Annotated in this window: 20 protein-coding genes; 12 read left to right on the forward strand and 8 right to left on the reverse strand. The window is 75.7% G+C overall.

What is annotated here, in order from left to right; genetic code table 11:
* Positions 1 to 3: 3 nt before the first annotated feature.
* From ACFU74_RS06620 to ACFU74_RS06635, 4 genes are all read right to left on the reverse strand, one after another.
* Positions 4 to 1,245 carry a PP2C family protein-serine/threonine phosphatase gene (locus ACFU74_RS06620; protein WP_380752818.1) on the reverse strand — a complete coding sequence of 414 codons (1,242 nt, stop codon included), beginning with the start codon at positions 1,243 to 1,245 and terminating at the stop codon, positions 4 to 6.
* A gap of 277 nt (positions 1,246 to 1,522) precedes the next feature.
* Positions 1,523 to 1,945: a MarR family winged helix-turn-helix transcriptional regulator gene (locus ACFU74_RS06625; protein WP_380752775.1), complete on the reverse strand. Its 423-nt coding sequence runs from the start codon at positions 1,943 to 1,945 to the stop codon at positions 1,523 to 1,525.
* Positions 1,946 to 1,983: 38 nt separating this feature from the next.
* Positions 1,984 to 3,183, reverse strand: coding sequence for a M48 family metalloprotease (locus ACFU74_RS06630; RefSeq protein ID WP_380752778.1), 1,200 nt, complete (start codon positions 3,181 to 3,183; stop codon positions 1,984 to 1,986).
* A gap of 92 nt (positions 3,184 to 3,275) precedes the next feature.
* Positions 3,276 to 4,106, reverse strand: a complete 831-nt coding sequence (locus ACFU74_RS06635; RefSeq protein WP_380752780.1) for a universal stress protein — start codon at positions 4,104 to 4,106, stop codon at positions 3,276 to 3,278.
* Between the two features lie 232 nt (positions 4,107 to 4,338).
* Between ACFU74_RS06635 and ACFU74_RS06640 the strand changes: the two genes are divergently transcribed.
* The 3 genes from ACFU74_RS06640 to ACFU74_RS06650 all read left to right on the forward strand — a co-directional run bounded on the left by ACFU74_RS06640 (position 4,339) and on the right by ACFU74_RS06650 (position 6,846).
* Positions 4,339 to 5,649, forward strand: a complete 1,311-nt coding sequence (locus ACFU74_RS06640) for a CapA family protein (protein WP_380752782.1) — start codon at positions 4,339 to 4,341, stop codon at positions 5,647 to 5,649.
* Positions 5,650 to 5,717: 68 nt separating this feature from the next.
* Positions 5,718 to 6,227, forward strand: a complete 510-nt coding sequence (locus ACFU74_RS06645) for an NUDIX hydrolase (protein ID WP_380752785.1) — start codon at positions 5,718 to 5,720, stop codon at positions 6,225 to 6,227.
* Between the two features lie 40 nt (positions 6,228 to 6,267).
* On the forward strand, positions 6,268 to 6,846 hold the full coding sequence (locus ACFU74_RS06650; protein WP_380752787.1) for an adenylyl cyclase: 579 nt from the start codon (positions 6,268 to 6,270) through the stop codon (positions 6,844 to 6,846).
* On the opposite strand, the gene ACFU74_RS06655 is transcribed toward ACFU74_RS06650, so the two are convergent.
* The 3 genes from ACFU74_RS06655 to ACFU74_RS06665 form a co-directional block, all read right to left on the reverse strand.
* Entirely contained in the window at positions 6,810 to 7,511 is a 702-nt protein-coding gene (locus ACFU74_RS06655; RefSeq protein WP_380752789.1) for a siderophore-interacting protein, read from the reverse strand. The genes ACFU74_RS06650 and ACFU74_RS06655 overlap by 37 nt on opposite strands.
* Positions 7,512 to 7,602: 91 nt before the next feature.
* Complete coding sequence (locus ACFU74_RS06660) at positions 7,603 to 8,397, reverse strand: TetR/AcrR family transcriptional regulator (protein WP_380752792.1); 795 nt, start codon at positions 8,395 to 8,397, stop codon at positions 7,603 to 7,605.
* Between the two features lie 4 nt (positions 8,398 to 8,401).
* Positions 8,402 to 9,661, reverse strand: a complete 1,260-nt coding sequence (locus tag ACFU74_RS06665; RefSeq protein WP_380752795.1) for an MFS transporter — start codon at positions 9,659 to 9,661, stop codon at positions 8,402 to 8,404.
* A 331-nt stretch (positions 9,662 to 9,992) separates the two neighbouring features.
* On the opposite strand from ACFU74_RS06665, the gene ACFU74_RS06670 reads away from it, so the two are divergent.
* The 6 genes from ACFU74_RS06670 to ACFU74_RS06695 all read left to right on the forward strand — a co-directional run bounded on the left by ACFU74_RS06670 (position 9,993) and on the right by ACFU74_RS06695 (position 15,637).
* A complete protein-coding gene (locus tag ACFU74_RS06670; RefSeq protein ID WP_380752797.1) occupies positions 9,993 to 10,829 on the forward strand; it encodes a 2,3-dihydro-2,3-dihydroxybenzoate dehydrogenase in 837 nt (278 codons plus the stop codon).
* Between the two features lie 177 nt (positions 10,830 to 11,006).
* Positions 11,007 to 12,209, forward strand: coding sequence for an isochorismate synthase DhbC (dhbC, locus tag ACFU74_RS06675; protein ID WP_380752820.1), 1,203 nt, complete (start codon positions 11,007 to 11,009; stop codon positions 12,207 to 12,209).
* A gap of 62 nt (positions 12,210 to 12,271) precedes the next feature.
* Positions 12,272 to 13,951, forward strand: a complete 1,680-nt coding sequence (locus ACFU74_RS06680) for a (2,3-dihydroxybenzoyl)adenylate synthase (RefSeq protein WP_380752823.1) — start codon at positions 12,272 to 12,274, stop codon at positions 13,949 to 13,951.
* Positions 13,952 to 13,989: 38 nt separating this feature from the next.
* Positions 13,990 to 14,622 carry an isochorismatase family protein gene (locus ACFU74_RS06685; protein WP_380752799.1) on the forward strand — a complete coding sequence of 211 codons (633 nt, stop codon included), beginning with the start codon at positions 13,990 to 13,992 and terminating at the stop codon, positions 14,620 to 14,622.
* A gap of 5 nt (positions 14,623 to 14,627) precedes the next feature.
* Positions 14,628 to 14,852 carry a phosphopantetheine-binding protein gene (locus ACFU74_RS06690; protein WP_376149829.1) on the forward strand — a complete coding sequence of 75 codons (225 nt, stop codon included), beginning with the start codon at positions 14,628 to 14,630 and terminating at the stop codon, positions 14,850 to 14,852.
* Positions 14,852 to 15,637, forward strand: a complete 786-nt coding sequence (locus tag ACFU74_RS06695) for an AMP-binding protein (RefSeq protein ID WP_380752802.1) — start codon at positions 14,852 to 14,854, stop codon at positions 15,635 to 15,637. The genes ACFU74_RS06690 and ACFU74_RS06695 overlap by 1 nt, the downstream gene beginning before the upstream one ends.
* Before the next feature lie 124 nt (positions 15,638 to 15,761).
* On the opposite strand, the gene ACFU74_RS06700 is transcribed toward ACFU74_RS06695, so the two are convergent.
* A complete protein-coding gene (locus ACFU74_RS06700) occupies positions 15,762 to 16,949 on the reverse strand; it encodes an amidohydrolase (RefSeq protein WP_380752805.1) in 1,188 nt (395 codons plus the stop codon).
* A 129-nt stretch (positions 16,950 to 17,078) separates the two neighbouring features.
* Between ACFU74_RS06700 and ACFU74_RS06705 the strand changes: the two genes are divergently transcribed.
* The 3 genes from ACFU74_RS06705 to ACFU74_RS06715 all read left to right on the forward strand — a co-directional run bounded on the left by ACFU74_RS06705 (position 17,079) and on the right by ACFU74_RS06715 (position 26,082).
* Positions 17,079 to 24,320, forward strand: a complete 7,242-nt coding sequence (locus tag ACFU74_RS06705) for an amino acid adenylation domain-containing protein (protein WP_380752807.1) — start codon at positions 17,079 to 17,081, stop codon at positions 24,318 to 24,320.
* 125 nt (positions 24,321 to 24,445) lie between these two features.
* Complete coding sequence (locus ACFU74_RS06710) at positions 24,446 to 24,643, forward strand: MbtH family protein (protein ID WP_380752810.1); 198 nt, start codon at positions 24,446 to 24,448, stop codon at positions 24,641 to 24,643.
* Positions 24,640 to 26,082, forward strand: a complete 1,443-nt coding sequence (locus ACFU74_RS06715) for a DHA2 family efflux MFS transporter permease subunit (protein ID WP_380752812.1) — start codon at positions 24,640 to 24,642, stop codon at positions 26,080 to 26,082. Before ACFU74_RS06710 ends, ACFU74_RS06715 begins: the two co-directional genes overlap by 4 nt.
* Positions 26,083 to 26,113 lie beyond the last annotated feature (31 nt).

Below are 26,113 nucleotides of genomic sequence, written 5' to 3' on the forward strand. Positions count from 1 at the left end.
GTGTCAGAAGCGCTCCACGACGACCATGGCGGCGTCGTCGTCCAGCCTCCCGCCGACGTACGCGAGCAGGTCGCGGCGCAGGTGGTGCAGCAGGGCGGCCGGGGGCTCGCCGGCGTGGGCGGCGGTCAGGCCGGCGACCCGCTCGGGCAGGGGGTAGAACCGCCGTCCGGTGTCGCGGGCCTCGATCACGCCGTCGGTGTAGACCAGCAGCCGGTCGCCGGGCAGGAACGGGAACTCCACCACCTCGTACGGCCCCGGGGCCAGTTCGCCGAGGCCGAGCGGGGGCGCGGTGCGGCCCGGCTCCAGGGGGGTCACCCGGCCCCGCTCCCGGCCCCGGTCCTGGTCCTGCTCCCGGTCCCGGCCCTGCTCCCGGTCCCGCTCCTGGCTCCGGTGCAGGAGCAGCGGCGGCGGGTGGCCGCAGTCCACCAGCCGGACCACCGCCTCGTCGTCCGGGATGTCCAGGACCAGGGCGGTGATGAAGGATTCGCCGCTGTCGTCCTCGGCGGCGGTGGGAGCGGTCGGCGCCTCGCCGAGCGGCGGCGGACGCGGGACCTGCCGCAGCAGCGGCGGGAGCTGGAGCCGGGGCTGCTCCTGGAGGCGCGTCTGCTGGGCGCGCTGCTGCTCGGCGAGCTGGGCGAGGTCCCAGGCGATGCTGCCGTCGAGGTAGCCGACCAGGCCGGGCAGGTCGGCGTGCAGGTGAGCGGCGGCCCGGAAGGCGCCCAGCAGCAGGGCGGCGTCGCCGAGCGAGGACAGGCCCTTGCCCCGGACGTCGCCGATCAGCAGCCGGGTGCCGGTGGTGGTGCGGGCCGCCGCGTAGAGGTCGCCGCCGACCTGTGCCTCGGCCTCGGCGGCCAGGTAGACGGAGGCGAGGCGCAGCGGGCCGATCCGGTCGGGCAGCGGGCGCAGCAGGACGCGCTGCGCCGCCTCGGAGACGGAGCGGACCTGCGCGAGTTCGCGCTCGTGGCGGTCGCGCAGCACGCGCAGCCCGACGATGAGGGCCGAGACGGCGAGCAGGGCGCCGAGCTGGGTCTGGTGGTTGGTCGTGGTGACGCCGTCGCGCAGGATGCCGATGACGGTCAGTGCGGCGATGGCCAGCACGGCGACGGCGGCGGTGGTGCGGGGGCCGGCGACGGAGGCGGTCAGGGCCGGGGCGACGATCAGCAGCGGGCCCAGGTGGATGTCCGGCGGGGCGAGCACGTCGACCACCGTGATCAGGACGATCAGCGCGAGCGGGACCGCGGTCAGTGCCCGGCGGTCGGGCCGCCAGGAGCGCCGGCGGTCACGGGAACGCCGGTCGTCGGTGGGTCCCGCGCGGGGGTGCCGCTCGCGGGGAGGCTGCTGCCGAGGTGGCACCTCTCCTCTGTACACCGTCCGGGTGGTCCGCCGCACCCCGGGGCCGCCGGATGCCCGCGCGCCGGAGGTCGGCGGCCGGACGGGGGACGAACGGGCGGGGGCGGCCGGACAGGGAGCGAACGGACAGGGGGCGCCGGACGGGGAGCGAACGGACCGCGCCGGCGGCCGGTCAGCCCTCGGCGCCGTAGCGGGCCAGGTAGTCGGCGAACCGGGCGACGTCCTCGTCCGCCCAGTCGGTGAAGCGGGCGGTGAAGGAGAGCCGCCGCTGCTCGTTGGCCTCGCGCAGCAGGGTCAGCCCGGCGTCGGTGGCCAGCAGGATCTGCCCGCGCTGGTCCTCCGGGTCGGTCTCGCGGAGCAGCAGCCCGAGCTTCTCCAGGGCGGTGACCTGGCGGCTCACCGTCGACTTGTCGAGCATGAAGTGCGCGGCGATGTCGGCGGCCCGGCAGCCGCCGCGCTCGGTGATGAGGTCGAGGATGCTGTAGGTGACCAGCGAGAGGTCCGGGTGCAGCTGGGACGCCTTGTGGCGGGCGCGGCGGGCGAAGGCGGTCAGCTCGCGCTGGATGGTGGCGATCGACGTCTCGCGGTCGGGCACGGTGACCTACCTCCTCGGGGCCTCGGAATTTTGTTGCACTATACAACAACCTTGGACGCGGACGGGCGCCGGGCCTGCCAGGCGCGCGCGGCCGCGATCCGGCGGGTGGCGCTCGGGTGAGTGGCGAACAGTAGCTCAAGCACCCGGGGCGGGTCGACGTCGGAGACGTTGGTCAGCGCCAGCCTGCGCTGCATCGCGATGAACTGCTCGGGGTCCCCGGTCAGTTCGAGGGCGTGCCGGTCCGCGCGGGTCTCCACCGTGCGGCTCACCGCGCACTGCACCGGGCCGGACAGCGCGCCCAGCAGCGCGGCGAGCGCCGCCAGCAGCGGCATCGACCGGGGGTCGGCGGCGTCCGTCGCGCCGGCCGCCGACAGCAGCGCGTCCCAGCCCGACGCCACGCCCAGCAGTGCCACCACGGCGGCCGCGCCCACCGCGCCCAGCACCGTGCCGGTCAGCACGTCGCGGTGCTTGACGTGCCCCAGTTCGTGCGCCACCACCAGCTCCACCTCGCGCGGCTCGGCCGTCGACAGCAGCGTGTCGTACGCGACGATCCGCCGGGTCGCGCCCAGGCCCGACACGTACGCGTTCAGCGCCGTGGTGCGGCGCGAGGCGTCGGCCACCAGGACGTCCCGCACCCGCACGCCGTCCCGCTCGGCCAGGCCCAGCAGCGCCTCGCGCAGCGGGCCGGGCTCCATCGGGGTGAAGCGGTTGAACACCGGCTCGACGAGCAGGGGGTGGAGGAAGGAGAGGGCGGCGGTCAGCAGCGCGGCCGCGCCCGCCGCCGGCAGCCACCAGTGCTCCGGCGAGCGGTCGGTGAGCGCGTAGAGGCCGAACGCCAGCGGCAGGGCGAGGACCAGTGTCAGCGCCAGCACGCGCAGGGCGTCCACCGCCCAGCCGGTCCAGCCCTGGGTGACCAGGCCGAACCGGGCCCGCACCGATCGGGCGCCCGCCCCGAACGGCAGCTGCGCCAGCTGCCCGAGCAGCACCAGGGCGGCGGCCCCGGTGAGCACCTCCGCCGTCCGCGAGCCGCCGAACCAGCCGCCGACCGCCGACACCAGCCCCGCCCCGGCGGGCGTCAGTCCGAGCGCCAGGGTCAGTGCCAGGCCGGCGAGCCGTCCGCCGAGCGCCCACGGGAGCTGGGCGCGGCGCAGCGCGCGGCCGCGGGCGCGCTGGGCGGGGGTGAAGTCGGGCGAGGGGGCGTGGTGGGCGCCCGGAGTTGGGCTGACAGAATCTGTCATCTGTTATCCGTCATCTGAAATCTGTCAGCTGTCAACTGTCAGCTGTCAGGCGTCGACATCGATCGTCATTTTGTCCTTCGGTAGTCAGGATGTCACTCCTCGGCGGACCCGGTGGCACCGTGGGTGCCCGCGCGGAGCAACTGGTGGCCGAGGTCGACCAGGGCGCGGCCGACCGCGAAGTCGTCGCCCACCGCCGGCGCCGGGGCGTCGTGCGGATTGCGCCGGGCGAGGGCGTCGCTGTGCAGCACGTCGCCGTCGGCGTCCAGCACGGCGTGCACCCGGGTGGTGTCGCGGTCCTCGACGACGTGCAGGGTCAGCTGCCAGTCCTTGGTCCGGACGGCCGGCTCCCCGCTGTCGCCCTCCGTGTCCTCCGCTCCCGCTCCCGCCCCCGCGCCCGCCGCGAGCGGGGCGGGTGCCGCGGCCGTGCCGTCCGCACGGACGATCACCACCGGGCAGGACCCGTGCACGGCGCAGCGCGCGCTCACCGACCCCAGCAGCGTCCGGGCGAAGGTCCCGCGGCCCCGGCTGCCGAGCACCAGAAGGTCGGCGCCCTCGGCCGCCTCCAGCAGCACCTCGGCCGCGTGCCCCAGCACCAGGCTCTCCTCGACCGGTACCGGTCGCCGCTCGCCGATCACCTCGTCCACCTCGACGGTCAGCGTCCGGCGCGCCGACTGCTCGAAGCCGTCGTCCACCATCGGTGCGAACCAGCCGTACAGCGACGGGTACTCCCACGCGGCCACCGCGTGCACCGTCGCCCCGGTCAGCACCGCCTGTCCGACCGCCCAGCGCAGCGCCGCCTTCGAGGGCGCCGAGCCATCGATCCCGACCACGATCCGCCGCCCGGTGCCCGTGCTCCCGTAGCCGGCCATGGCCCACACCACCCGCCTGTCGTCACGGCCGCCGCGCTCCCACGAGGCCTCCACCTTTCCACGCTGCGCGCGACCCGGGCGCCGCGCCAGGGACGGGATGGCCAGGACCGGCCGCCGGCTTGGGACGGACCGGCCCGGAGCGCGCCGACGGGCCCGCCCCGGGAAGGCCTGCCGGGGTGGTCGAACGCCGGGCGACGAGCGGGTGTCGGTTGTGGAGGCGGGGCGAAGGGGGAGCGGGGGAGTGGCGTAGGCTGACCGCTCCTGGACCGACCTTGGGGGAACACACATGCGCCGTGGCGCGGCCGCCGTCGCACTGCTGCTCAGCCTGATGTCCGCGACCGCCTGCGGGCCGGACGACCCCGATCCGGCCACCGTCAAGGCCTCCAGGTCCGCCAAGGCGGCGGCCGACGCGGCTGCCGCGAAGGCCTCGCCGAACGCTTCCGACGGCTCCGGTGACCAGGCGTCCGGCGACGCGCCCCGCCCCGACGGCAGCATCACGGTGGCGTTCGCCGGGGACGTGCACTTCGAGGGCCGCACCGAGGCCCGGCTCGCCGTACAGCCGCCCGAGACCGCGCTCGGCCCGATCGCCAAGACCCTCTCCGCCGCCGACCTGGCCGTGCTCAACCTGGAGACCGCGATCACCGAACGCGGCGCCGCCGAACCGAAGACGTACACCTTCCGTACCTCGCCCAAGGCGCTCACCGCGCTGAAGGACTCCGGCGTCGACGTCGTCTCGCTCGCCAACAACCACGCCGTCGACTTCGGCGCGGACGGCCTCGCCGACACCCTGGCCGCGAAGGCCTCCTCGCCGGTTCCGGTCGTCGGTTTCGGCCGCAACTCCCAGGAGGCGTACGCCCCTTACGTCACCACCGTGCGCGGGGTGAAGGTCGCGGTGGTCGCGGCCAGCCAAGTCGAGGACCTCACCAACCAGAAGTGGCGGGCCGGCGCGAACAAGCCCGGCATCGCCTCGGCGCTGGACGCCGCCGCGCTGGTCAAGGCGGTCGGGGAGGCGAAGCGGCAGGCGCCGGTGGTGCTCGTCTACCTGCACTGGGGCGACGAGGGCAAGGCCTGCCCCACCGGCGCGCAGACCGCCATCGCCAAGAAGCTCGCCGCCGCGGGCGCGACCGCCGTGGTCGGCACGCACGCGCACACCATGGTCGGCTCCGGCATGCTCGGGGACACCTACATCGGGTACGGCTTCGGCAACTTCCTCTGGTACGGCACCTCCAACTACGCCAACTCCAACGAGACCGGGGTCACCACGCTGACCGTCAGCCCGGCCGGAAAGGTGCTCGGCGAGGCGTTCGTGCCGGCGACCATCGACGACAAGGGCGTGCCGGTGCCGCAGTCCGGTGCCACCGCGGCCGCCGCCCTCAAGCGCCGCGACGGCCTGCGCGGCTGCACCGGCCTCGCCCCCGCCCCGGGCGCCGCGCCCGCCTCCGGCGCTGCCTCCCCGAACGGCGCCGCCGCCTCCCCGCCCGCCTCCTCGACCGGCACCCCGCGGACCTCCCAGCCGTCGCAGTCCTCGCAGTCCTCGCAGTCCTCGCAGAATGCGCGGACCCCGGCCCCCGCCTCCACCCCCGCCGTTTCGCGCTGAGCAGGCGGGTGCGGGCAGTGGCGCAGTGGGAGGTGCACGGGCGGCGACAGGTGTACGGGTCGCCATGGGTGGAGCTCTGGCTGGACGATGTGGACATCCCCGGCGTCGGCCGGGTCGACCACCATGTGCTGCGGATGCCGAAGGAGTGCGCCAACGCGGTGGTGACGGACGGGGACGGGCGCTTCCTGCTGCTCCACCGGCACCGGTTCATCACCGGCCGGTGGGGTTGGGAGCTGCCTGCCGGGTGGGTGGAACCGGGCGAGGAGCCTGCGACGGCGGCTGCCCGCGAGATCGAGGAGGAGACCGGCTGGCGGCCGGGCGAGGTCGTGCCGCTGACGGGGTTCGACGCGATGTCGGGCATCTCCACGATGCACTTCCACTCCTTCCACGCCACCGGCGCGACGCGGATCGGCGAGCCGGTGGACCGGGCGGAGGCGAGCCGGGTGGAGTGGCTGACCGAGGGCGAGGTGGTGAAGCTGCTCACGGCGGGCGAGGTGGCCGACGGCGCCTCGCTCGCGGCGCTGTCCTACTTCCTGGGGCCGTACCGGCAGGCGGAGCGCGGCGGGGGCGAGCGGTGATCGAGGCGGAGCTGAAGGCGGTGGTACGCGAACCGGCGCGGTGCTGCGCCGGCTGGAGGGCGCGTACCGGCCGGGGCGCGTCGAAGCCCACCGGGACACCTACGACGACACGACGGACGGGCAAATCGCTGCCACCGACCGCGAGTTGCGCATCAGCGGGGTGACCGGCGCGGACGGCGGCCGGACGGCGCTGCTGACGCACAAGGACGCCCGGGCGGACGAGGCGTCGGGGACCGGGCCGGAGCACGAGACGCGGATGGCCGACGGCGAGGCCGCGCACGCGATCGTGCGCGGCCTCGGTCACCGGCCGGCCCTCTCCCTCGAGAAGCGCTGCCGCAACTACGCGTTCGAGCGCGACGGCCGCCCGGCGCTCGCCAGCCTGGTGCGGGTGTCGGAGCCCGAAGGGGTGTTCCCGGACGTCGGGACGGCCGAGGCGGACGGGCGCGAACTGCCTGCCGCGCTCGCCGCCGTCCGTGCCGTGCTGACCGGCCCCGGCGTACCGGGGGGGGGATCCGGCCACCGAGCTCCACACCGCGGCCGCCGCTGCGGAAAGAGGCCTGCAACACCGACCTTGACGGTCCGTCACTCCTTGTGGTCGGCCTCGCCGTGCTTCCAGTAGCCCTTGCTGTGGACGCGCTCGCGCGGCAGCGCCCAGTCGGTGAGCAGATGGCGGCGGACGGTCGCCACGGCGTGCGCCTCGCCCGCCAGCCAGGCCGTGGTGCCGTCCGGGACGTCGGTGGCGAGCAGGGCGTCGGCGAGCGTGCCGCCCTTCGGCAGGTCCGGGTGGCGGGTCAGCCAGTGGACGGTCAGGCCGGCGCGGTCGGGCAGCGGCAGGCCGGCCCCGGTGGCGTCGCCGACCTCGACGAACAGGGAGGCCGGGACGGCCGGCGGGAGGTCGTCGAGGATGCTGAGCGCGGCGGGCAGCGCGCTCTCGTCGGCGGCGAGCAGCGCGTGCCCGGCGCCCTCGAAGGAGGGCCGGCGGCCGCGCGGTCCGGCCAGCCGGGCCGCGTCGCCGGGGCGGGCGACCTCGGACCAGCGGGAGACCGGCCCGTTGCCGTGCAGCACGACGTCGATGTCGACCTCGCGCTCGGCGGGGCGGTGATGGCGGATGGTGTAGGCCCGGGAATGGCCCTCGGGAATCTCCAACTTGACCCACTGGGTGGGGTGTTCGATGGCGAGGGCGTCCAGGGTGGGACCGGTGAAGGTGAGCCGGACGAGGGCCGGGGTGAGCGGGGTGACGGCGACGACCTGCACGTCGAAGGTCGGTCGGGGGCGACGGAACACGGTGACTCCTGGCAGGGATCGGATGACGCCGGCGGCGGGCCCGGAGGTGAACACGGGCCGCGGGCGGCGCGGTTGGGAAAAGAGGGGTGTGTCAGCGGGGAAGGTGCTGGTCGAGCAGCGCGTCGACGAACGCGGCGTCCAGCGGGCGGCGCAGCACCAGGGCGCGGTGGTAGAGCGGGGCGAGCAGGGCGTCCAGCAGCACGGCGGCGGCGTCTTCGCCGGTGCCGGTGCCGGTGCCGGTGCCGGTGTCGCTGCCGGTGCTGTCGCCGTCGCCCGGGGTCGGGCCCAGGCAGGCGCGGGTGTGCGCGACGTCCCGGGCGCGCAGCTCGTCCAGGAACCCGCCGTGCAGCAACTCGGCGGTCCGGGCGTCCAGTTGGGCGTGCCCGAGGAGCGCCTGGAGGACCTGTCCGGCCGGGTCGGTGCCGAGGAAGACGGCGAACCGGTGGACGTAGGCGCGCAGGTCGGCCGGAGTGGAGGGCGTCTCCGAGGGCCAGGCCAGGGCGGTGCCGGCGTCCAGGACGAGGTTGTCGAAGAGGATGTCGACCTTGGACTTCCACCAGCGGTAGATGGTCTGCTTGGCGACCCCGGCGGCGGCCGCGATGCCCTCGATGGTGAGGCCCTCGAAGCCCTGCTCCACCAGGAGGTCGTCGGCGGCGTTCAGCACGGCCAGGCGCGCGGCCTCGCTGCGCCGTCCGCTGCCGCCGGAGGCGGCGGCCCCCTTGCCCTTGCCGTTCGCCGGGGTCACGGACGCGGAAGCGGGCGCGGCGGCGGTCGCACGGCGGCCGGCGGCGCGGCTTCCGGTGGCGGGGCGGGGCTGGGCGGCGGTGATGGCGTGCTGGTCCTTGTCCGGGGGCCGCTGGGGGCCGGGGGCGATCGTCGCGGACATCCTCTCACGCCTCCTCGGCGCGCGCGGCGGGCACCCGTTCCTCGTCGGCCGCCACCCGTCCCGCGCCGCCCGGACGCCGGACCAGCCCGGCCGCGATCACCAGCGCCAGCAGGGCGACCACGGCGCTGAAGACGACCCCGCCGGTCCGCAGATCGGTCGCCCGGACGAGCACGCCGACGCCGATCACCGGCAGCGAGAGCATGGTGAACAGCACCGCGAAGAAGGCGGAGACCGTCTCGCCGCGCTGGTGCGGCGCCACCCCTCCGTTGATGGTGCCCAGTCCGGTGCCGATGGCCGTGCCGGTGGCGAGCCCGTTGACGCAGGCGCCGAGCAGCAGCGGCGGCAGCGTCGCGCCGAGCAGCGCGCCGGCGATCAGCGCGGCGGCCAGCACCAGCCCGGCGCAGGCCAGCGGCAGCGCGCGGGCCGGCGGCAGCACCCGGACCAGCAGCTGTCCGAGGGCGGTGAACAGGAACGCCAGGGCGACGACGAAGCCGGTCAGCGCGTGGTGGCGCAGGTCGAGCACGGTGGCCAGGAAGAGCCCGCTGACCGCCGTCAGCACGCCGGTGACGGCGAATCCGGCGCCCCCGGCGAGCGCGGCGCGCAGGAAGGCGGGGCGGATCGCGGGCGGGATGCGCAGCGGTTGGAGGCGCAGCCGGAACCGGGAGGCGGCACGCACCTCGGCGGGCACCGTCTCGGGGACGGCGAGCAGGCCCAGCAGGGCGATGCCGATGAGGACGAGCGTCACCGTCCAGGGCAGCCGCAGCGGCGAGCCGGCCCACTCGGCGAGGATGCCGGCGAACAGGGTGCCGCCGGCCAGGCCGCCCATGTTGGCGGCGAGCGCCAGGGTCTGGGCGCGCAGGCGGCGTTCCGGCGGCGCGAGGTCGAGCAGGGCGGCGGTGGCGGCGCCGGTGACGAGGGCGGCGCCGAACCCGGACAGCACCCGGGCGGCGAGCAGCCAGGGCAGTGAGTCGGCTACCTCGAAGAGCCCGGCGGCGGCCGCGGCGAGCAGCAGGGCGGTCAGCATGACGGGACGGCGGCCGATCTGGTCGGAGAGGCGGCCGAGGGCGAGCAGTCCGGCGACGACACCGAGGGCGTAGACGGCGAAGATCACCGTGACGGTGAAGGTCGAGAAGCCGAAGGCGTGCTGGTAGAGGGGGTAGAGCGGGGTCGGGACGGTGGTGCCGGCCATGGTGACCCAGAAGGCGAGGGCGACGGCGGCCGGGGCGAGGGCGCCGCCGGAGGGCCGGGGCGGGGCGAGGGGCATGGGTGTTCCTCGGTGCGAGGTGGTGGGATCCGAAAAGTGGACGCAACGTTGCGTCTCGGTTCAACGATGCGGCGACCGTAACACTGGACGCAACGTTGCGTCTACATTCAAGCCCGGCGGCAGCCCGGCAGTGGCCCGGTGGCGGCCCGACCGTCCCGATGGCGGCCCGGCGGCAGTCCGGTCGGGGTCCGGTGGCAGCCCTGTGGCAGCCCGGCGGGCGCCCGATGCTCCGCCTCGGCGGGCGCACGCAGTTGACGACCCCGCAGGGGCCGCCGGGCCTTGCGCGACCTCTCGGCGGACCCGAACAGTTGTGTTAGGTTAGCCTTGCCTAATGTCGCTGGTCGGAGGGGATTTTCCTGTGCAGCAGTCCGAACTCGCCGGCGCCGTCGCGATCGTCACCGGCGCCGGGCAGGGCATCGGTGCGGCGGTGACGCGCGCGCTCGTCGACGCGGGCGCCGTCGTCGCGGCGGCCGACCGCAACCCCGGCCCGCTCGCCGCACTCGCGGACGAGCTGGCGGCGGGCCCGGGCGAGCGGGCCGCGAGCGGGCCCGTCCACCCCTACCTGCTGGACGTCGCCGACGCCGCCGCCGTCGAGTCCACCGTCGCCCTGATCGAGGATCAACTCGGCCCGGTCGGCATCCTGGTGAACGTCGCCGGAATACTGCGTGCCGCACCGGCCGTCGAGCTGAGCGACCAGGACTGGGCCGACACCTTCGCCGTCAACACCACCGGGGTCTTCCACCTGTCCCGCGCGGTCGGGCGGCGGATGGCCGGGCGCGGCGGCGGCGCCATCGTCACCGTCGGCTCCAACGCCGCCGGCGTGCCGCGCACCGGCATGTCCGCCTACGCGGCCTCCAAGGCGGCGGCCACCATGTTCACCCGCTGTCTCGGCCTGGAACTCGGCCGCTCCGGAGTGCGCTGCAACATCGTCTCGCCCGGCTCCACCGACACCGAGATGCAGCGCGCGCTGTGGAGCGACGACGCGGCCGCCGCCGAACAGCGCGTCATCGACGGCGACCTGGCCGGCTACCGGGTCGGCATCCCGCTCGGCCGGATCGCCCAACCCGCCGACATCGCCGAGGCGGTGGCCTTCCTGGTCTCCGACCGGGCCCGCCACATCACCATGCACGACCTCTACGTGGACGGCGGCGCCACCCTGCGCGCCTGACACCCCGGCAGTCCGGGCACCCGGACGACCGCGCGGGCCGCGACCGGGGACGAGCAGCGCCCCCACCCGCCGCCCCACCGGAGCCGCGCACCCCCACCGGGGAACGCGGGCCCGAACCACACCACCCGCCGGCCACCGCGACGAGCGAGGCCCGGCGACCACTCGCAGACTGGGAGAATCCAGGTGACCACGGTGCACCACGCCCCCGCCGGGACGGACCACACCGTCATCGGCGCGGCCAGCGGGCTGCTGGGCCAGTATCGGGCCGCGCCCGACGAGGCGTTCTTCGCCTCCCCGACCCGCACGCTGCTCGCCGAGGGCGTGCACGCCCGGGTGCCCCAGGACGGGCGCCCGCTGGTCGAGCGGGTCGCCGACACCCTCGCCCGGGCCCGCCGCGACGGCGTCGAACACCCGCTGGTGGTGGGCGCGGTGGCGTTCGACCACGACAGCCGCGCCGAACTCGCCGTCCCCGCCCGGCTGCGCACCTGCGGCGCCCTGCGCGACGACCCGCTGATCGCCCTGCCCGCCCCGGCCGCCGACCGGATCGACTGGAACGTCCGCCCGGTCCCCGCCCCCGAGGCCTACGGCAGCGGCGTCGCCGAGGCCGTCGACCGGCTCCGGGGCGGCGAGTTGAGCAAGGTGGTGCTCGCCCGCACCCTGGAGCTGCACGCCGACCGCCCGCTCGACCTGCCCGCGATCCTCCAGCGCCTCGCCCGCCGCGACCCCGGCGGCTACACCTTCGGCGTCCCGGCCGGCGGCGGCCGCACCCTGATCGGCGCCAGCCCCGAACTCCTCCTCTCGCGCCGCGGCACCGCCGTCGTCGCCAACCCGCTGGCCGGCTCGGTGCCGCGCAGCGCCGACCTCGGCGAGGACGTCCGGCGCGCCGCCGCGCTGCTGGAGTCCCCCAAGGACCTGCACGAGCACGCCTTCGTGGTGGACGCCATCCGCACCGCCCTCGCGCCCTACTGCCGCACCCTGGACGTGCCGGAGCGGCCCACCCTGGTGCGCACCGCCGCGATGTGGCACCTGGCCACCACCATCACCGCCGAGCTGGCCGACCCGGCGGTCTCCGCCCTGGAGCTGGCCGTCGCCCTGCACCCGACCCCGGCGGTCTGCGGCAGCCCGACGCCGCTCGCCCGCGAGGCGATCCGCGAGATCGAGCCGTTCGACCGGGGCCTGTACGCGGGCATGGTCGGCTGGGGCGACGCCGACGGCGACGGCGAGTGGGTGGTCACCCTGCGCTGCGCCGAGGCCGACGAGCGAACCCTGCGGGTGTTCGCGGGCGCGGGCGTGGTCGCCGAGTCCCGGCCGGAGGCCGAACTCGCGGAGACCAGTGCCAAGTTCCGCACCTTCCTGGACGCCGCGGGGGTTCCGCGGTGAGCGACCTGACCACCCCGGGGGAGACCGTGACCGAACCGCTCGACCTGGACCCGGCGGACCCGATGGAGCGGGTGCTCGCCGGATTCACCCCGTACCCGGCGGAGTTCGCCGAGCGCTACCGGGCCGCCGGCCACTGGCGCGGCGAGACCTTCGGCTCGATGCTGCGCGAGCGCGCCGCCGCCCACCCCGACCGGATCGCGATCGTCGACCCGGCCGGCGGCAGCGGCGAGGACCCGGCCCGCCGCTGGACGTACGCCGAACTCGACCGCCGGGCCGACCGGATGGCCGCCGGACTGCGCGCCCGCGGCATCCGCCGGGGCGAGCGCGTGGTGGTCCAGCTCCCCAACACCGCCGAGTTCTTCGAGGTGGTCTTCGGGCTCTTCCGGATCGGTGCGCTGCCGGTCTTCGCGCTGCCCGCGCACCGGTACACCGAGATCTCCTACTTCTGCGCCTTCACCGGCGCCGTCGGCTACGTCGTCCCGGCCGTCGAGGGCGGCTTCGACTACCGCGAACTCGCCACCCGGGTACGGGCGGAGACGCCGACGCTGCGGCACGTCCTGGTGGCCGGGGGCGACGCGGGCGAGCACACGCCGCTGGCCGACGTCCCGGTGGACCCCTCCGGCGCCGAGGGACCCGAACCGCAGCCCGGGGACGTCGCGTTCCTCCAGCTGTCCGGCGGCAGCACGGGCGTGCCCAAGCTCATCCCGCGCACCCACGACGACTACATCTACTCGCTGCGCGGCTCGGTCGGGCTCTGCGGCCAGGACGAGCGCAGCGTCTACCTCGTGGTGCTGCCCGCAGCCCACAACTTCCCGCTCAGCTCCCCGGGTTCGCTCGGCACGCTGTACGCGGGCGGCAAGGTGGTGCTCTGCCCGCAGCCCAGCCCCGAGACGGCGTTCCCGCTGATCGAGCGCGAGGGCGTGACCATCACCGGCCTGGTGCCGCCGCTGGCGCTGCTCTGGCTGGAGGCCGCCGAGCGGCGCCGGGCGGCCGGCGGTCCGACCGGGCTGGAGAGCCTGGAGGTGCTGCTGGTCGGCGGCGCCAAGTTCAGCGAGGAGGCCGCCCGGCGGGTGCGCCCGGTGCTGGGCTGCACCCTCCAGCAGGTGTTCGGGATGGCCGAGGGCCTGGTCAACTACACCCGGCTGGACGACCCGGAGGAGGTCGTCGTCACCACCCAGGGCCTTCCGATCTCCCCGGACGACGAGGTGCGGGTGGTCGACGACCAGGACCAGGACCTGCCCGACGGCGCCACCGGGCACCTGCTCACCCGCGGCCCGTACACGATCCGCGGCTACTGGAACGCGCCCGAGCACAACGCCGCCTCCTTCACCGCGGACGGCTTCTACCGCACCGGCGACCTGGTCCGGCGCACCGCCACCGGCCACCTGGTGGTCGAGGGCCGGGCCAAGGACCAGATCAACCGGGGCGGTGAGAAGGTCGCCGCCGAGGAGATCGAGAACCACCTGCTGGCCCACCCCGCCGTGCACGACGCGGCCGTGGTCTCGATGCCCGACCCCTACCTCGGCGAGCGCACCTGCGCCTACGTGGTGCTGCGCGAGGAGCACCGGGCGAAGCCGCCGAAGTCCATCGAGCTGAAGCGCTTCGTGCGCGGGCGCGGACTGGCCGACTTCAAGGTCCCGGACCGGGTGGAGTTCGTCGACGCCTTCCCCGCCACCGGCATCGGCAAGGTCAGCAAGAAGGACCTGCGCGCCGCCATAGCCGCCACCCTCACCACCCCCTGAACACCCCGAACTCCCTGACACGCTAAGGACGCACCGCCGTGGGCCTGCCCCGCATCCCCTCCTACCTGATGCCCGCCGTCGCCGAACTCCCGGCCAACCGGGTCGACTGGACGGTCGACCCGTCCCGGGCCGTGCTGCTGGTGCACGACCTGCAGAACCACTTCCTGAACGCCTTCGACACGACGGCCTCGCCGGTCACCGAGCTGTTCGCCAACATCAACCGGCTGCGCGCCTGGGCCGCCGAGCACGGCGTGCCGGTCGTCTACTCGGCGCAGCCCGGCGGGCAGAGCCCCGAACAGCGCGGCCTGCAGCAGGACTTCTGGGGCCCGGGCATCCCGGACGACCCGCACGCGGCGGCCGTCGCCGACGCCGTCGCCCCGGCCGAGGGCGACCGCCTGCTCACCAAGTGGAAGTACAGCGCCTTCGTCCGCACCGACCTGGACGAGCTGTTGCGCGAGCAGGGCCGCGACGAGCTGGTGATCACCGGCGTGTACGCGCACATCGGTGTGCAGGCCACCGCCTGCGACGCCTGGATGCGCGATGTGCGGGCCTTCGTGGTGGCCGACGCGGTCGCCGACTTCGGCGCGGACGAGCACCGCGCCGCGCTCACCTGGGTGGCCGGGCGCTGCGGCGTGGTCACCGCCACCGACGCCGTACTGGAAGGGAAGTGACGGGCATGGCCTTCACCGTGGAGCGGATCCGGGCCGAGGTCGCCGACCTGCTCGGCGAGGAGCCGGCGGACATCCCGCTGGACGAGAACCTGGCGGACTGGGGCCTGGACTCGGTGCGGCTGATGGCGTTGGCGGAGCGCTGGCGCTCCGAGGGCGCCGAGGTGGCCTTTCTGCAGTTGGCCGAGCGCCCGGCCGTCGAGGCCTGGGCCGAGCTGCTCGGCGCGTCCTGATGGAGCCGGGCACGGGGGCGGCCCGGCCCGCCGGGGACCGGCGGTGGCCGGCGACCACGGCGATCGGACCGTTCGAGGCGCAGGCCGCGCGGACGCCGGACGCCCCGGCGCTGCTTCCGGCGGGCGGGGCGGCGGTGGGCTACGGCGAGCTGAACGCCACGGCCAACCGGATGGCGCGCTGCCTGGCGGACCGCGGCGCCCGCCCCGGTACGGTCGTCGGCCTGGCGCTCACCCGCCCGGCCGACCTGGTGCCGGCGCTGCTGGCGGTGGCCAAGTCGGGCGCGGCGTACCTGCCGCTGGACCCGGACGACGCGCCTGGGCGGCTGGCCTGGCTGCTGGCCGACGCGGCGCCGGTCTGCGTGCTGGGGGAGGGGGTGCCGGCCGCCGAACGGCCGGCCGCCGCCGAACTGGCCGGGCGGGCGGTCACCGACCCGCCGCGCGCGCTCACCCCCCAGCACCCGCTCTGCCGGGCGTACGGCCCGGGCGGGCGGCCGGCCGGGGTGTGGACGACGCACGCCGAGGTGGACCGCAGGGTGCGCGAGCTGCAGGCCGCGTACGGACTGGGGCCCGGTGACCGGGTGCTCCAACTGGGGCTGCCGCTGTGGGAGTTCCTGTGGCCGCTGCGGACCGGGGCGGCGCTGGTGCTGGCCGATCCGGACCGGCCGGGCGAGGTGGGGGAGCTGGTGCGCGAGGCCGGTGTGACGGCGCTGCGCGCCGCACCCTCGGTGCTCGGCGAGCTGCTGCCCGAGCCGGGGCCGGTGCACCTGGTCCCGGAGCGCGGCTGACGGCCCGGGCCGCCGGCGGGCTGACGGCTGACAGCTGACAACTGACAGATTTCAGATAACAGATAACAGCTGACAGATTTTGAAATCTGTCAGCTGTTATCTGTCAGCCGTCAGCCGCCAGGCCTCAGCCCCCGGCCGGCACCTGCCGCGCCGCCGCGAAGTCCGCCGCCGTCCACGCCATCGCGACGGCGCCCTCCACGATCGCCCGGTCCGCCTCCGGCGAGACGGCGGCCTCGGCGAACGCCGCCTCGTGCGGCCCGCAGGCGCCGCCTGTGATGTCCAGTACCGGGTGGATGGCCGGCAGGGCGTGCGAGACGTTGCCCATGTCCGTGCAGGCGAACGGCCCGCTCTCGACCGGCTCGGGGCGGCCCGCCGCCGCCGCGTTGGCCCGCCACAGGGCGAGCAGCCCGGCGTCGCTGCGGAAGTCCAGGTAGTCCGGCTCGGGCCGGGTCAGCTCGACCTCGCACCCGGTGGCCAGCGCGCCCGCCCGGAAGCAGTCCTCGACCCGGGCGCGCAGCTCCGCGAGGTCCTCGGCCGCCGAGGCGCGGATCTCGTACTCGGCGGCGGCGCTGTCGGGGATCAGGTTGGGCGCCGTCCCCGCGGCCGTGGTGATGCCGTGCACCCGCCAGTGCGGCGGCAGTTGCTGGCGCAGCAGCCCGAGCGCGACCTGGGCGACGGTGAGCGCGTCGGCGGCGTTGCGGCCCTCGTGCGGGTTGAGGCTCGGGTGGGCGGCGCGCCCGGTGTAGCGGACGGAGAGGGTGCCGAGCGCGAAGGAGTGGAAGTCGGCGACCTCCACCGGGCAGGGGTGGACCATCATCGCGGCGTCCACGCCGTCGAAGGCGCCCGCGTCCAGCAGCAGCGCCTTTCCGGCCCCGCGCTCCTCGGCCGGCGCGCCGATCACCCGCACGGTGAGCCCGAGCCGCTCCGCGTACGGGGCGAGTCCGAGCGCGGCGCCGAGGCCGGCGGCGGCGATGAGGTTGTGGCCGCAGGCGTGGCCGAGGCCGGGCAGCGCGTCGTACTCGCAGACCACGGCGACGGTGACCGGCCCGGCGCCGAGGCGGGCGTCGAAGGCGGTGGGCAGGCCGTGCGCGCCCGGCGTGACGGCGAAGCCGTGGGCGCGCAGCAGTTCGGCGCACCACTCGGCGGCCCGGTGCTCCTCGAACGCGGTCTCCGGATGGGCGTGGATGCGGCGGCTGAGCGCGAGCAGCTCGTCCCGGTGGGCGAGGACGCGCTCGCGCACCGCCTCCTTCAGTCCGGGGTCGGCCAGGGGCGATGCGCTCGCGGCCGGCTCGCTCGCGTTCAGGGGGGACATCGGCGCCTCCGGGGGCGTCAGGGCCTGCCTCCCGGCAGGCTGTTGACCAGACGATATACAGATAGCTTAGGCTAACCTAAGTAGGCATTAGGCGTTCCGTTGCGCCGGACCCGAGGAGCTCTCAGAACCATGCGTCGCCACCAGGCCGCGTCCGACCCCGTCGCCGTCCCCGCCGCAGCCGACGTGCCGCTGCTCGCCACCCAGGCGGCGATCTGGTACGCCCAGGCGCTCGACCCCGACAGCCCGGTCTACAACACCGGCGACGCCGTCGAGATCACCGGCCCGCTCGACGCCGAGCTCTTCGAGACCGCCCTGCGCCGGGCCGTCGGCGAGGCCGACGCGCTCAGCGCCGTCGTCGTCACCGACGGCCGCGGCGAAGCCCCCCACCAGCGCCTCACCCCCGGCCGCGCCTGGCCCCTGCACCACCTCGACCTGCGCGCCGACGCCGACCCCGAGGCCACCGCCGAGGCCTGGATGCGCGCCGACCTCGCCCGCCCCGTCGACCTCGCCGAAGGCCCGCTCTTCACCCAGGCCCTCATCCGCCTCGCCGACGAACGCCACTGGTGGTACCAGCGCGTCCACCACCTCGCCGTCGACGCCTACGCCCTCACCCTGCTCACCGGCCGGGTCGCCGAGCTCTACACCGCGCTCACCACCGGCACCCGCCCCACCGACCGCACCTTCGCCACCCCCGCCGAGGTCGCCGCCGAGGAGGCCGCCTACCGGGCCGGCCACGAGCACGCCGCCGACCGGGAGTTCTGGCGCGAGCGGCTGACCGGCGCCGATGCCCCCGCCACCCTCCCCGGCGGCACCCCCGCCGGCCTCGCGGGCCTGCCCCGGCTCGCCGCCGAACTGCCCGCCGGCACCCTGCCCCGCCTGGAGGCCGCCGCCAAGGCCGCCCGCGCCACCTGGGCCGAACTCGTCATCGCCGCCACCGCCGGCTACCTGCACCGCCTCGCCGGCACCGAGGACGTCGTCCTCGGCCTGCCGCTCGCCAACCGCCGCGGCCCCGCCGCCCTGCGCACCCCCGTCGCGACCGCCAACGTCCTGCCGCTGCGCCTCGCCGTCCGGCCCCGTGACACCGCCGCCGAACTGCTGCGCCGCGTCGTCCTGGAGGTCCGCGACGTCCGCCGCCACCAGCGCTACCCGCTGGAGGACCTGCGCCGCGACCTCGCCCAGACCGGCACCCGCCGCGCCCTGTTCGGACCGATGGTCAACATCAAGGCCTTCGAGGGCGACCTCGACCTCGCCGGCCTGCCCGCCACCGTCCGCAACCTCGCCGCCGGCCCCGTCGACGACCTCGCGCTCGCCGTCTCGCCCGGCCCCGACGGCGCCCTGCGGATCGGCCTCGAAGCCCACCCCGACCAGTACGGCGCCGACGCCCTCGCCGCCCACCGCGACGGCCTGCTGCGCTACCTCGACGGCCTCGCCGCCCTGCTGCTCGACGACCCGCACACCCCGATCGCCCGGATCGACCTGCTCGACGAGGACGCGCTGCGCCGCGCCACCGCCGGCCGCACCGAACCCCCCGCCACCCGCACCGTGCCCGAGCTGCTCGCCGATCAGGCCGCCCGCACCCCGGACGCGGTCGCCCTGCGCAGCGGCGACACCACCCTCACCTTCACCGAACTCGACGCCGCCGCAACCCGATTGGCGCACCGGATCACCGCCCTCGGCGCCGGCGCCGGAACCCCCGTCGCCCTCGCCATGCCGCGCGGCGCCGACACCCTGGTCGCCATGTTCGCCGTGCTCAAGGCCGGCGGCGCCTGCCTCTCCCTCGACCTCGCCCACCCCCGGCAGCGCATCGCGGACATCCTCGACGACACCCGCCCCGTCTGCGCCGTCGGCACCGCCGAGGCCCTCGCCGCCCTCCCCGGCGCGGCCGAGCGCCCCGCCGTCGCCCTCGACGACCCCGCCGTGCGCGCCGACCTCGCCGCCCTCCCCGCCGAACCGCTGCCCGCGCCCGACCCCGCGCACACCGCCTACCTGCTGCACACCTCCGGCTCCACCGGCCGCCCCAAGGGCGTCGTCGTCACCCACGCCTCGCTCGCCAACCTGCACGCCGGCCACGGCGAGGACCACATCGCCCCCGCCGTCGCCCGCACCGGCCGCGAACGCCTGCGCATCGCCCACAGCGCCTCCTTCGCCTTCGACGCCTCCTGGGACCCGGTGCTGTGGATGCTCCACGGCCACGAACTCCACCTGCTCGACGACGACACCTACCGCGACCCGGCCGCCCTCGCCGCCCACGTCCACCGCGAGCGGATCGACTACCTTGACGTCACCCCCTCCTACCTCGACGTCCTGCTCGCCGAAGGCCTGCTCGCCGAGGACCGGCACCGCCCCGCCGTGATCGCCGTCGGCGGCGAGGCCACCCCCGACCCGCTCTGGCGCCGCCTCGCCGCCGCCGACGGCCTCACCCCCGTCAACCTCTACGGCCCCACCGAGACCACCGTCGACGCCTACTCCTGGACCCCCGGCCCCGACGGCACCCCCGTCGGCCGCGTCGTGCGCGGCTCGCGCGCCTACGTCCTCGACGGCTCGCTGCGCCCCGCCCCCGACGGCGCCACCGGCGAACTGTACGTCGCCGGCGCCTGCCTGGCCCGCGGCTACCTCGGCCGCCCCGACCTCACCGCCGAGCGCTTCCTCGCCGACCCCTACGGCCCGCCCGGCGGCCGGATGTACCGCACCGGCGACCTCGCCCGCCGCCGCCCCGACGGCACCCTGGAGTTCCTCGGCCGCGCCGACGACCAGGTGAAGATCCGCGGCTTCCGGATCGAGCCCGGCGAGATCGCCGCCGTCCTCGGTGAACTCCCCGGCGTCGACCGGGCCGTGGTCATCGCCCGCCCCGGCCCGAACGGCAAGCGGCTGCTCGGCTACGCCGTCCCCGCCGCCGGCGCCGCCCTCGACCCGGCCGCGCTGCGCACCGCCCTCGCCGCCCGGCTGCCCGAGCACATGGTGCCCGCCGCCGTCCTCGTCCTCGACGACCTGCCGCGCACCGGCAACGACAAGCTCGACCACCGCGCCCTGCCCGAGCCCGAAGCCGCCGAGCGGCAGAGCGGCGCCGCACCCGCCACCCCGCAGGAGGAGATCATCTGCGGGCTGTTCGCCGACCTCCTGGAGTGCGGCGAACTCCCCTCCCGAGACGCCGACTTCTTCGACCTCGGCGGCCACTCCCTGCTGGCCGGCCGACTCGCCGCCCGGCTGCGCGAGAGCCTCGGCGCGGCGATCGGCTTCGCCGACGTCTTCCACAACCCCACCCCGGCCGCCCTCGCCGCCCTGCTGCGCGAGCGCTCCGCCCCCGAGCCGCGCCCCGCCCTGGCTCCGGTCCGACGCACCGAACGGATGCCGCTCTCCCCGGCCCAGCGCGGCCTCTGGTTCCACTACCGGCTCGAAGGCCCCAGCCCCACCTACAACATTCCGCTCGCCCTCACCCTCACCGGCCCGCTCGACCGCGGCGCACTCGCGCTCGCCGTGGGCGACCTCGCGGCCCGCCACGAGACCCTGCGCACCGTCTACGGCGAGTCCGCCGACGGCGAGCCGTACCAGCGGATCCTGCCGCCCGGCCCGGTCGAGCTGCACCACGGCACCGGCCCGCTCGCCGACGCCGTCCGCCACGCCTTCGACCTCGGCGCCGAACCCCCGCTGCGGGCCACGCTGTTCGGGAACCCGGACGGCAGCCCGGAAGACGGGTCGGACGGCAGCCCTGACGGCGGGGCGGCGGACACCCACACCCTCCTCCTGCTGCTCCACCACATCGCCGGCGACGGCGCCTCCACCACCCCGCTGGCCCGCGACCTCGCCGCCGCCTACGGCGCCCGCCTCGCCGGCCACGCCCCCGAACTTCCACCGCTCGACGTCCAGTTCGCCGACCACGTGGACTGGCAGGCCCGGCTGCTCGGCACCGCCGACGAGCCCAGCCCGCTCGCCGTCCGCCAACTCGACCACTGGCGCAAGACCCTGGCGGGCCTGCCCGACCAGCTCGACCTGCCCACCGACCGCCCCCGACCCGCCGTCGCCGCCCACCACGGTGCCACCGTGCCGTTCCACCTGGACGCCGACGCCCACGCCGCGCTCGCCGCCCTCGCCCGCACGACCGGCGCCAGCGTGTTCACCGCCGTCCAGGCCGGCCTCGCCGCGCTGCTCACCCGGCACGGCTGCGGCACCGACATCCCCATCGGCACCCCCGTCGCCGGGCGCGACTCCGACGCGACCGCCGCCCTGGTCGGCTACTTCGTCAACTCCGTGGTCCTGCGCACCGAAACGTCCGGCGAACCCACCTTCCGCGACCTGCTCGGCCGCGCCCGCACCGCCGTGCTCGGCGCCCACGACCACGCCGACCTGCCCTTCGACCGCCTGGTCGAGGAGCTCAACCCGCCCCGCTCGCTCGCCCGCCACCCGCTGTTCCAGGTCATGCTCGCCTGGCAGTCCGTCCCCGACCGGGAGTTCGAGCTCGGCGGCGGCCTCACCGCCACCATCGCCGCGATCCCCTCCGGCACCGCCAAGTTCGACCTCACCCTCAACGCGGGCGAACTGCCCGAAGGCGGCATCGGCGGCTTCCTGGAGTACCGCACCGACCTCTTCGACGAGGCCACCGTCCAGGCGCTCTCCGAACGCCTCACCCGGCTGCTCACCGCCGCCGCCACCGCGCCCGACACCGCCATCGGCCGGCTCCCGCTGATCGGCGAGCAGGACCGGCATCGGGCCCTGGTCGAGTGGAACGGCGCCCCCGTCGCCTCCGTGCCCGGCGCCACCCTGCCCGAACTCTTCGAGGCCGCCGCCCTCGCCAACCCCGCTGCGGTCGCGGCGAGTTACGACGGCGAATCGCTCACCTACCGCGAACTCGCCGCCCGCGCCGACCGGCTGGCCCGCCTGCTGGCCGCCCGCGCCATCGGCCCCGGCACCATCGTCGCGCTCGCCCTGCCGCGCTCCCTCGACCTGGTCGTCGGGCTGCTCGCGGTCGCCAAGTCCGGCGCCGCCTACCTGCCGCTCGACCCCGAGTACCCGGCCGACCGGCTCGCCTACATGCTCGCCGACGCCGCCCCCGCCGCGCTGCTCACCGACGCCGCCACCGCGCCGCGCATGCCCGAGCACCAGGTGCCGCAACTCCTGGTCGACGGCGGCGAGTCGGACGCCTTCCCGGCCGTCCCGCTGGCCCAGCACGAGCGCACCCGGCCACTGCGCGCCGAGGACGCCGCCTACGTCATCTACACCTCCGGCTCCACCGGCCGCCCCAAGGGCGTGCCCGTCACCCACCACAACGTGGTCCGGCTCTTCTCCGCCACCGACCACTGGTTCGGATTCGGCGCGGACGACGCCTGGACGCTCTTCCACTCCTACGCCTTCGACTTCTCGGTCTGGGAGCTGTGGGGCGCCCTGCTGCACGGCGGCCGGCTCGTCGTCGTCCCGCACCTGGTCAGCCGCGACCCGGCGGCCTTCCTCGACCTGCTCGCCCGCGAGAAGGTGACCGTCCTCAACCAGACGCCGTCCGCCTTCTACCAGCTCAGCGCCGCCGACCGGGAGCGTCCCGGCAGCGATCTCGCCCTGCGCTACGTGGTGTTCGGCGGCGAGGCGCTCGAACTCGGCCGCCTCGACGACTGGTACGAGCGGCACGCCGACAACGCGCCCACCCTGGTCAACATGTACGGCATCACCGAGACGACCGTGCACGTCTCCTACATCGCCCTCGACCGGGCGAGCGCCGCCGCCGGCACCAGCAGCACCATCGGCGTCAACATCCCCGACCTGCGGGTCTACGTCCTCGACCGGTACCTCCAGCCCGTCCCGCCCGGTGTCACCGGCGAGATGTACGTGGCCGGCGCCGGCCTCGCCCGCGGCTACCTCGGCCGGCCCGCGCTCAGCTCCGAGCGCTTCGTCGCCGACCCCTACGCCGAGCTGTTCGGCGAGCGCGGCACCCGGATGTACCGCTCCGGCGACCTCGCCCGCCGCCGCGCCGACGGCGTCCTGGAGTACTTCGGCCGGGCCGACCAGCAGGTCAAGATCCGCGGCTTCCGGATCGAACTCGGCGAGATCGAGGCCGTGCTGGCCGCCCACCCGGCCGTCGCCGACGCCGCCGTGATCGTCCGCGAGGACGTGCCCGGCGACAAGCGCCTGGTCGGCTACGCCGTCCTCGCCCCCGGCTCGCAGCAGGTGGGCGCCGAGGAACTGCGCACCCGCGCCGCCGCCGACCTGCCCGTCCACATGGTCCCGTCCGCCGTCGTACTGCTGGACCGCCTGCCGCTGACCGCCAACGGCAAGCTCGACCGGCGAGCCCTGCCCGCCCCCGACGCCCCCGCGACCGGCGCCGGACGGCCCCCGCGCAACCCGCGCGAGCAGCAGCTCTGCGAGCTGTTCGCCGAGGTCCTGGGCGTTCCGGCGGTCGGCGTCGAGGACGACTTCTTCGCGCTCGGCGGCCACTCCCTGCTGGTCGTCCGGCTCGCCGGGCGGATCCGCGCCGTGCTCGGCCTGGAGGTCGGCATCGGCACGCTGTTCCAGGCTCCCACCGTCGCCGCACTGGACGCCGCGCTCGCCGCCGACACCCCCGGCGCCGACGCGCTGGACGTCCTGCTGCCGCTGCGGCCCACCGCCCCCGGCCGGCGCAACCCGCTGTTCGCCGTCCACCCGGCCGGCGGCCTCAGCTGGTGCTACACCGGACTGATCCGCAACCTTCCCGCCGACGTGCCGATCTACGGCCTCCAGGCGCAGGGCGTCGGCGCCGCCACCGCCGGCGAGCCGCTGCCCGCGACGATGGAGGAGCTGGCCGCGCACTACGTCGACCGGCTGCGCGAGGTCCAGCCCGAGGGCCCCTACCGGCTGCTCGGCTGGTCCACCGGCGGCATCATCGCCCACGCGATGGCCGCCCGGCTGCAGGAGCTCGGCTGCGCCGTCGAACTGCTGGCCGTGCTCGACGCCTACCCGGCCGAGGGCTTCCGCGACCTGCCCGTCCCGGACCAGGCCGAGGCCCTGGAGGCGCTGCTCACCATGGGCGGCTACGGGCCGGAGGACCTCGACGGCCGACCGCTCGAACTCGCCCACGTCACCGAGGTGCTGCGCCGTGAGGGCAGCCCGCTGGCGGGCCTGGACGACGCCACGGTGGAAGCGCTGAACCGGATCTACCTCCACATCAACCACCTGGTGCGCGGCTACGACCACCGCCGCTTGGAGGGCGACGTGCTGTTCTTCCGCGCCACCGTCGACACCATCGACGACACCCTGGTGCCCGAGCTGTGGACGCCGTACGTGGCCGGGCGGATCGAGAACACCAATGTCGCCTGCTCGCACAAGGACATGACGCTGCCCGAGCCGATCGCCCACATCGCGGGCGTCGTCGCGGAGCACCTCGCCGCGCTCGACTCCCGCTCTGACAACTGACAGCCGACAGCTGACAGATTTCGGACAACAGATAACGGATGACAGCTGACAGATTTTGAAATCTGTCAGCTGTCATCCGTCAGCCGCCACCCACCGACAACCGGATCGTCTGGAGAACCCACCCCATGAGTGACGCCCCCGCCAACCCCTTCGACGGCGACGGCGAGTTCCTCGCGCTCGTCAACGACCAGGGCCAGCACTCGCTCTGGCCGGCCTTCGCCGCCGTCCCGGCCGGCTGGACCGTCGCCCACGGGCCGTGCGAGCGCGCCGCCGCCCTCGACTGGATCACCGCCCACTGGACCGACCTCAACCCGGCCCGATGAGCCAGGCGGACACCCAGCCCGGCCCCGACCTCGGCAAGCCGGAAGCCCCGGCGCGCCCGCTGTTCGCCGGCCGCCTCGCCGTGGTGCTCGTCTACACGGCCGCGATGTGCATGAACGGCCTGGACTCGACGATCGTCAACCCGGCCCTGTTCACCATCGCCGGCGACTTCGGCCGCCCGGTCACCGCCGCCAACGCGGTGGAGACCGCCTTCCTGGTCGGCCTCGCCGTCGGCCTCCCGGTGGCCGGCTGGCTCGGCGACCGCTTCGGCGTGCGCCGGGTCTTCCTCGGCTCGCTCGCCGTCTTCACCCTCGCCAGCGCGCTGTGCGCGGCCGCCCCCGGCCTCGGCGCGCTCACCGCCGCCCGCGCGGTGCAGGGAGTGGCGGGCGGACTGCTCACCCCGGTCGGCATGACACTGCTGTTCCGGGCCTTCGAACCGCACGAGCGGGCCGGCCTCGGCAAGGTGCTGATCGTGCCGACCGCCCTGATGCCCGCGCTCGGCCCGCCGCTCGGCGGCTTCCTCACCGAACACCTCTCCTGGCACTGGCTGTTCCTGGTCAACGTGCCGATCGGGGTGGCGGCCGTGCTCACCGGCCTGTTCGGGCTGCGCGACCAGGAGGAGCCGCCGGCCGGCCGCTTCGACACCACCGGCTTCCTGCTCGCCACCCCCGGCCTCGGCCTGCTCACCTACGCGCTCGGATTCGGCCCCGCGCACGGTTGGGGCTCCCCGGCGGTGGTTGCGTCCGGGGTGCTCGGCACGCTGCTGCTCGGCCTCGCCGTCCGCCACCAACTGCGCGCCGAGGAACCGCTGGTGGACCTTCGGCTGCTCGCCGACCGGGCTTTCGGCGCGGCGAGCTGGCTGGCGCTGCTGACCGCCGCCGGACTGATGGGCGCGCTGTTCGCCTTCCCGCTGCTCTACCAGGCCGCGCTCGGCGCCTCGGCGCTGGACGCGGGCCTGAGCGTCTTCCCCGAGGCGATCGGCCTGATGGCCGCCTCGCAGGTGGTGGACCGGCTGCTTCCCCGGCTCGGCCCGCGCCTGCTCGCGCTGCCCGCCCTGCTGCTGGCGGCCGTGGTGCTGGCCGCGCTGGCCGTGCCCGGCGTGGGCGAGAACGCCTGGGCCGTGCGGGCGCTGATGTTCGGCGTCGGCCTGGTCCTGGGCACCGCCGTGCTGACCGTGCAGATCGCCGGGTTCGCGGACGTGCCGCCGCCCGCGATGGGCCGCGCGATGGGCCTGTTCACCATCGTCCGCACGCTCGGCGGCGCCTTCGGCATCGCCGGCGCTGCGGCCCTGATCGGCGCCCTCTCCGAGGACGGCGTCCACGGCACCGACCCGGCCCCCTACCGGTTCGCGCTGCTGGCCACGGCGGTGGCCGTCGCCCTCGGCGCCCTGGTCGCGACCCGCCTCCCGAAGGACCCGCCGGGCCCGCCGCCGATGGACTGACCCGCGCCGGACGCGCGACTGCCCGCCACCC

The organism is Kitasatospora sp. NPDC057500, from assembly GCF_042802195.1.
Classification (GTDB): domain Bacteria; phylum Actinomycetota; class Actinomycetes; order Streptomycetales; family Streptomycetaceae; genus Kitasatospora.

What these genes read in the sequence shown, in the direction of transcription:
- ACFU74_RS06665 (WP_380752795.1), bottom strand. Translation starts at nt 9,661, where the DNA reads ATGCCCCTCGCCCCGCCCCGGCCCTCCGGCGGCGCCCTCGCCCCGGCC.
- ACFU74_RS06640 (WP_380752782.1), top strand. Translation starts at nt 4,339, where the DNA reads ATGCGCCGTGGCGCGGCCGCCGTCGCACTGCTGCTCAGCCTGATGTCC.
- ACFU74_RS06710 (WP_380752810.1), top strand. Translation starts at nt 24,446, where the DNA reads ATGAGTGACGCCCCCGCCAACCCCTTCGACGGCGACGGCGAGTTCCTC.
- ACFU74_RS06680 (WP_380752823.1), top strand. Translation starts at nt 12,272, where the DNA reads ATGGAGCGGGTGCTCGCCGGATTCACCCCGTACCCGGCGGAGTTCGCC.
- ACFU74_RS06660 (WP_380752792.1), bottom strand. Translation starts at nt 8,397, where the DNA reads ATGTCCGCGACGATCGCCCCCGGCCCCCAGCGGCCCCCGGACAAGGAC.
- ACFU74_RS06695 (WP_380752802.1), top strand. Translation starts at nt 14,852, where the DNA reads ATGGAGCCGGGCACGGGGGCGGCCCGGCCCGCCGGGGACCGGCGGTGG.
- ACFU74_RS06630 (WP_380752778.1), bottom strand. Translation starts at nt 3,183, where the DNA reads ATGACAGATTCTGTCAGCCCAACTCCGGGCGCCCACCACGCCCCCTCG.
- ACFU74_RS06700 (WP_380752805.1), bottom strand. Translation starts at nt 16,949, where the DNA reads ATGTCCCCCCTGAACGCGAGCGAGCCGGCCGCGAGCGCATCGCCCCTG.
- ACFU74_RS06715 (WP_380752812.1), top strand. Translation starts at nt 24,640, where the DNA reads ATGAGCCAGGCGGACACCCAGCCCGGCCCCGACCTCGGCAAGCCGGAA.
- ACFU74_RS06690 (WP_376149829.1), top strand. Translation starts at nt 14,628, where the DNA reads ATGGCCTTCACCGTGGAGCGGATCCGGGCCGAGGTCGCCGACCTGCTC.
- ACFU74_RS06705 (WP_380752807.1), top strand. Translation starts at nt 17,079, where the DNA reads ATGCGTCGCCACCAGGCCGCGTCCGACCCCGTCGCCGTCCCCGCCGCA.
- ACFU74_RS06670 (WP_380752797.1), top strand. Translation starts at nt 9,993, where the DNA reads ATGTCGCTGGTCGGAGGGGATTTTCCTGTGCAGCAGTCCGAACTCGCC.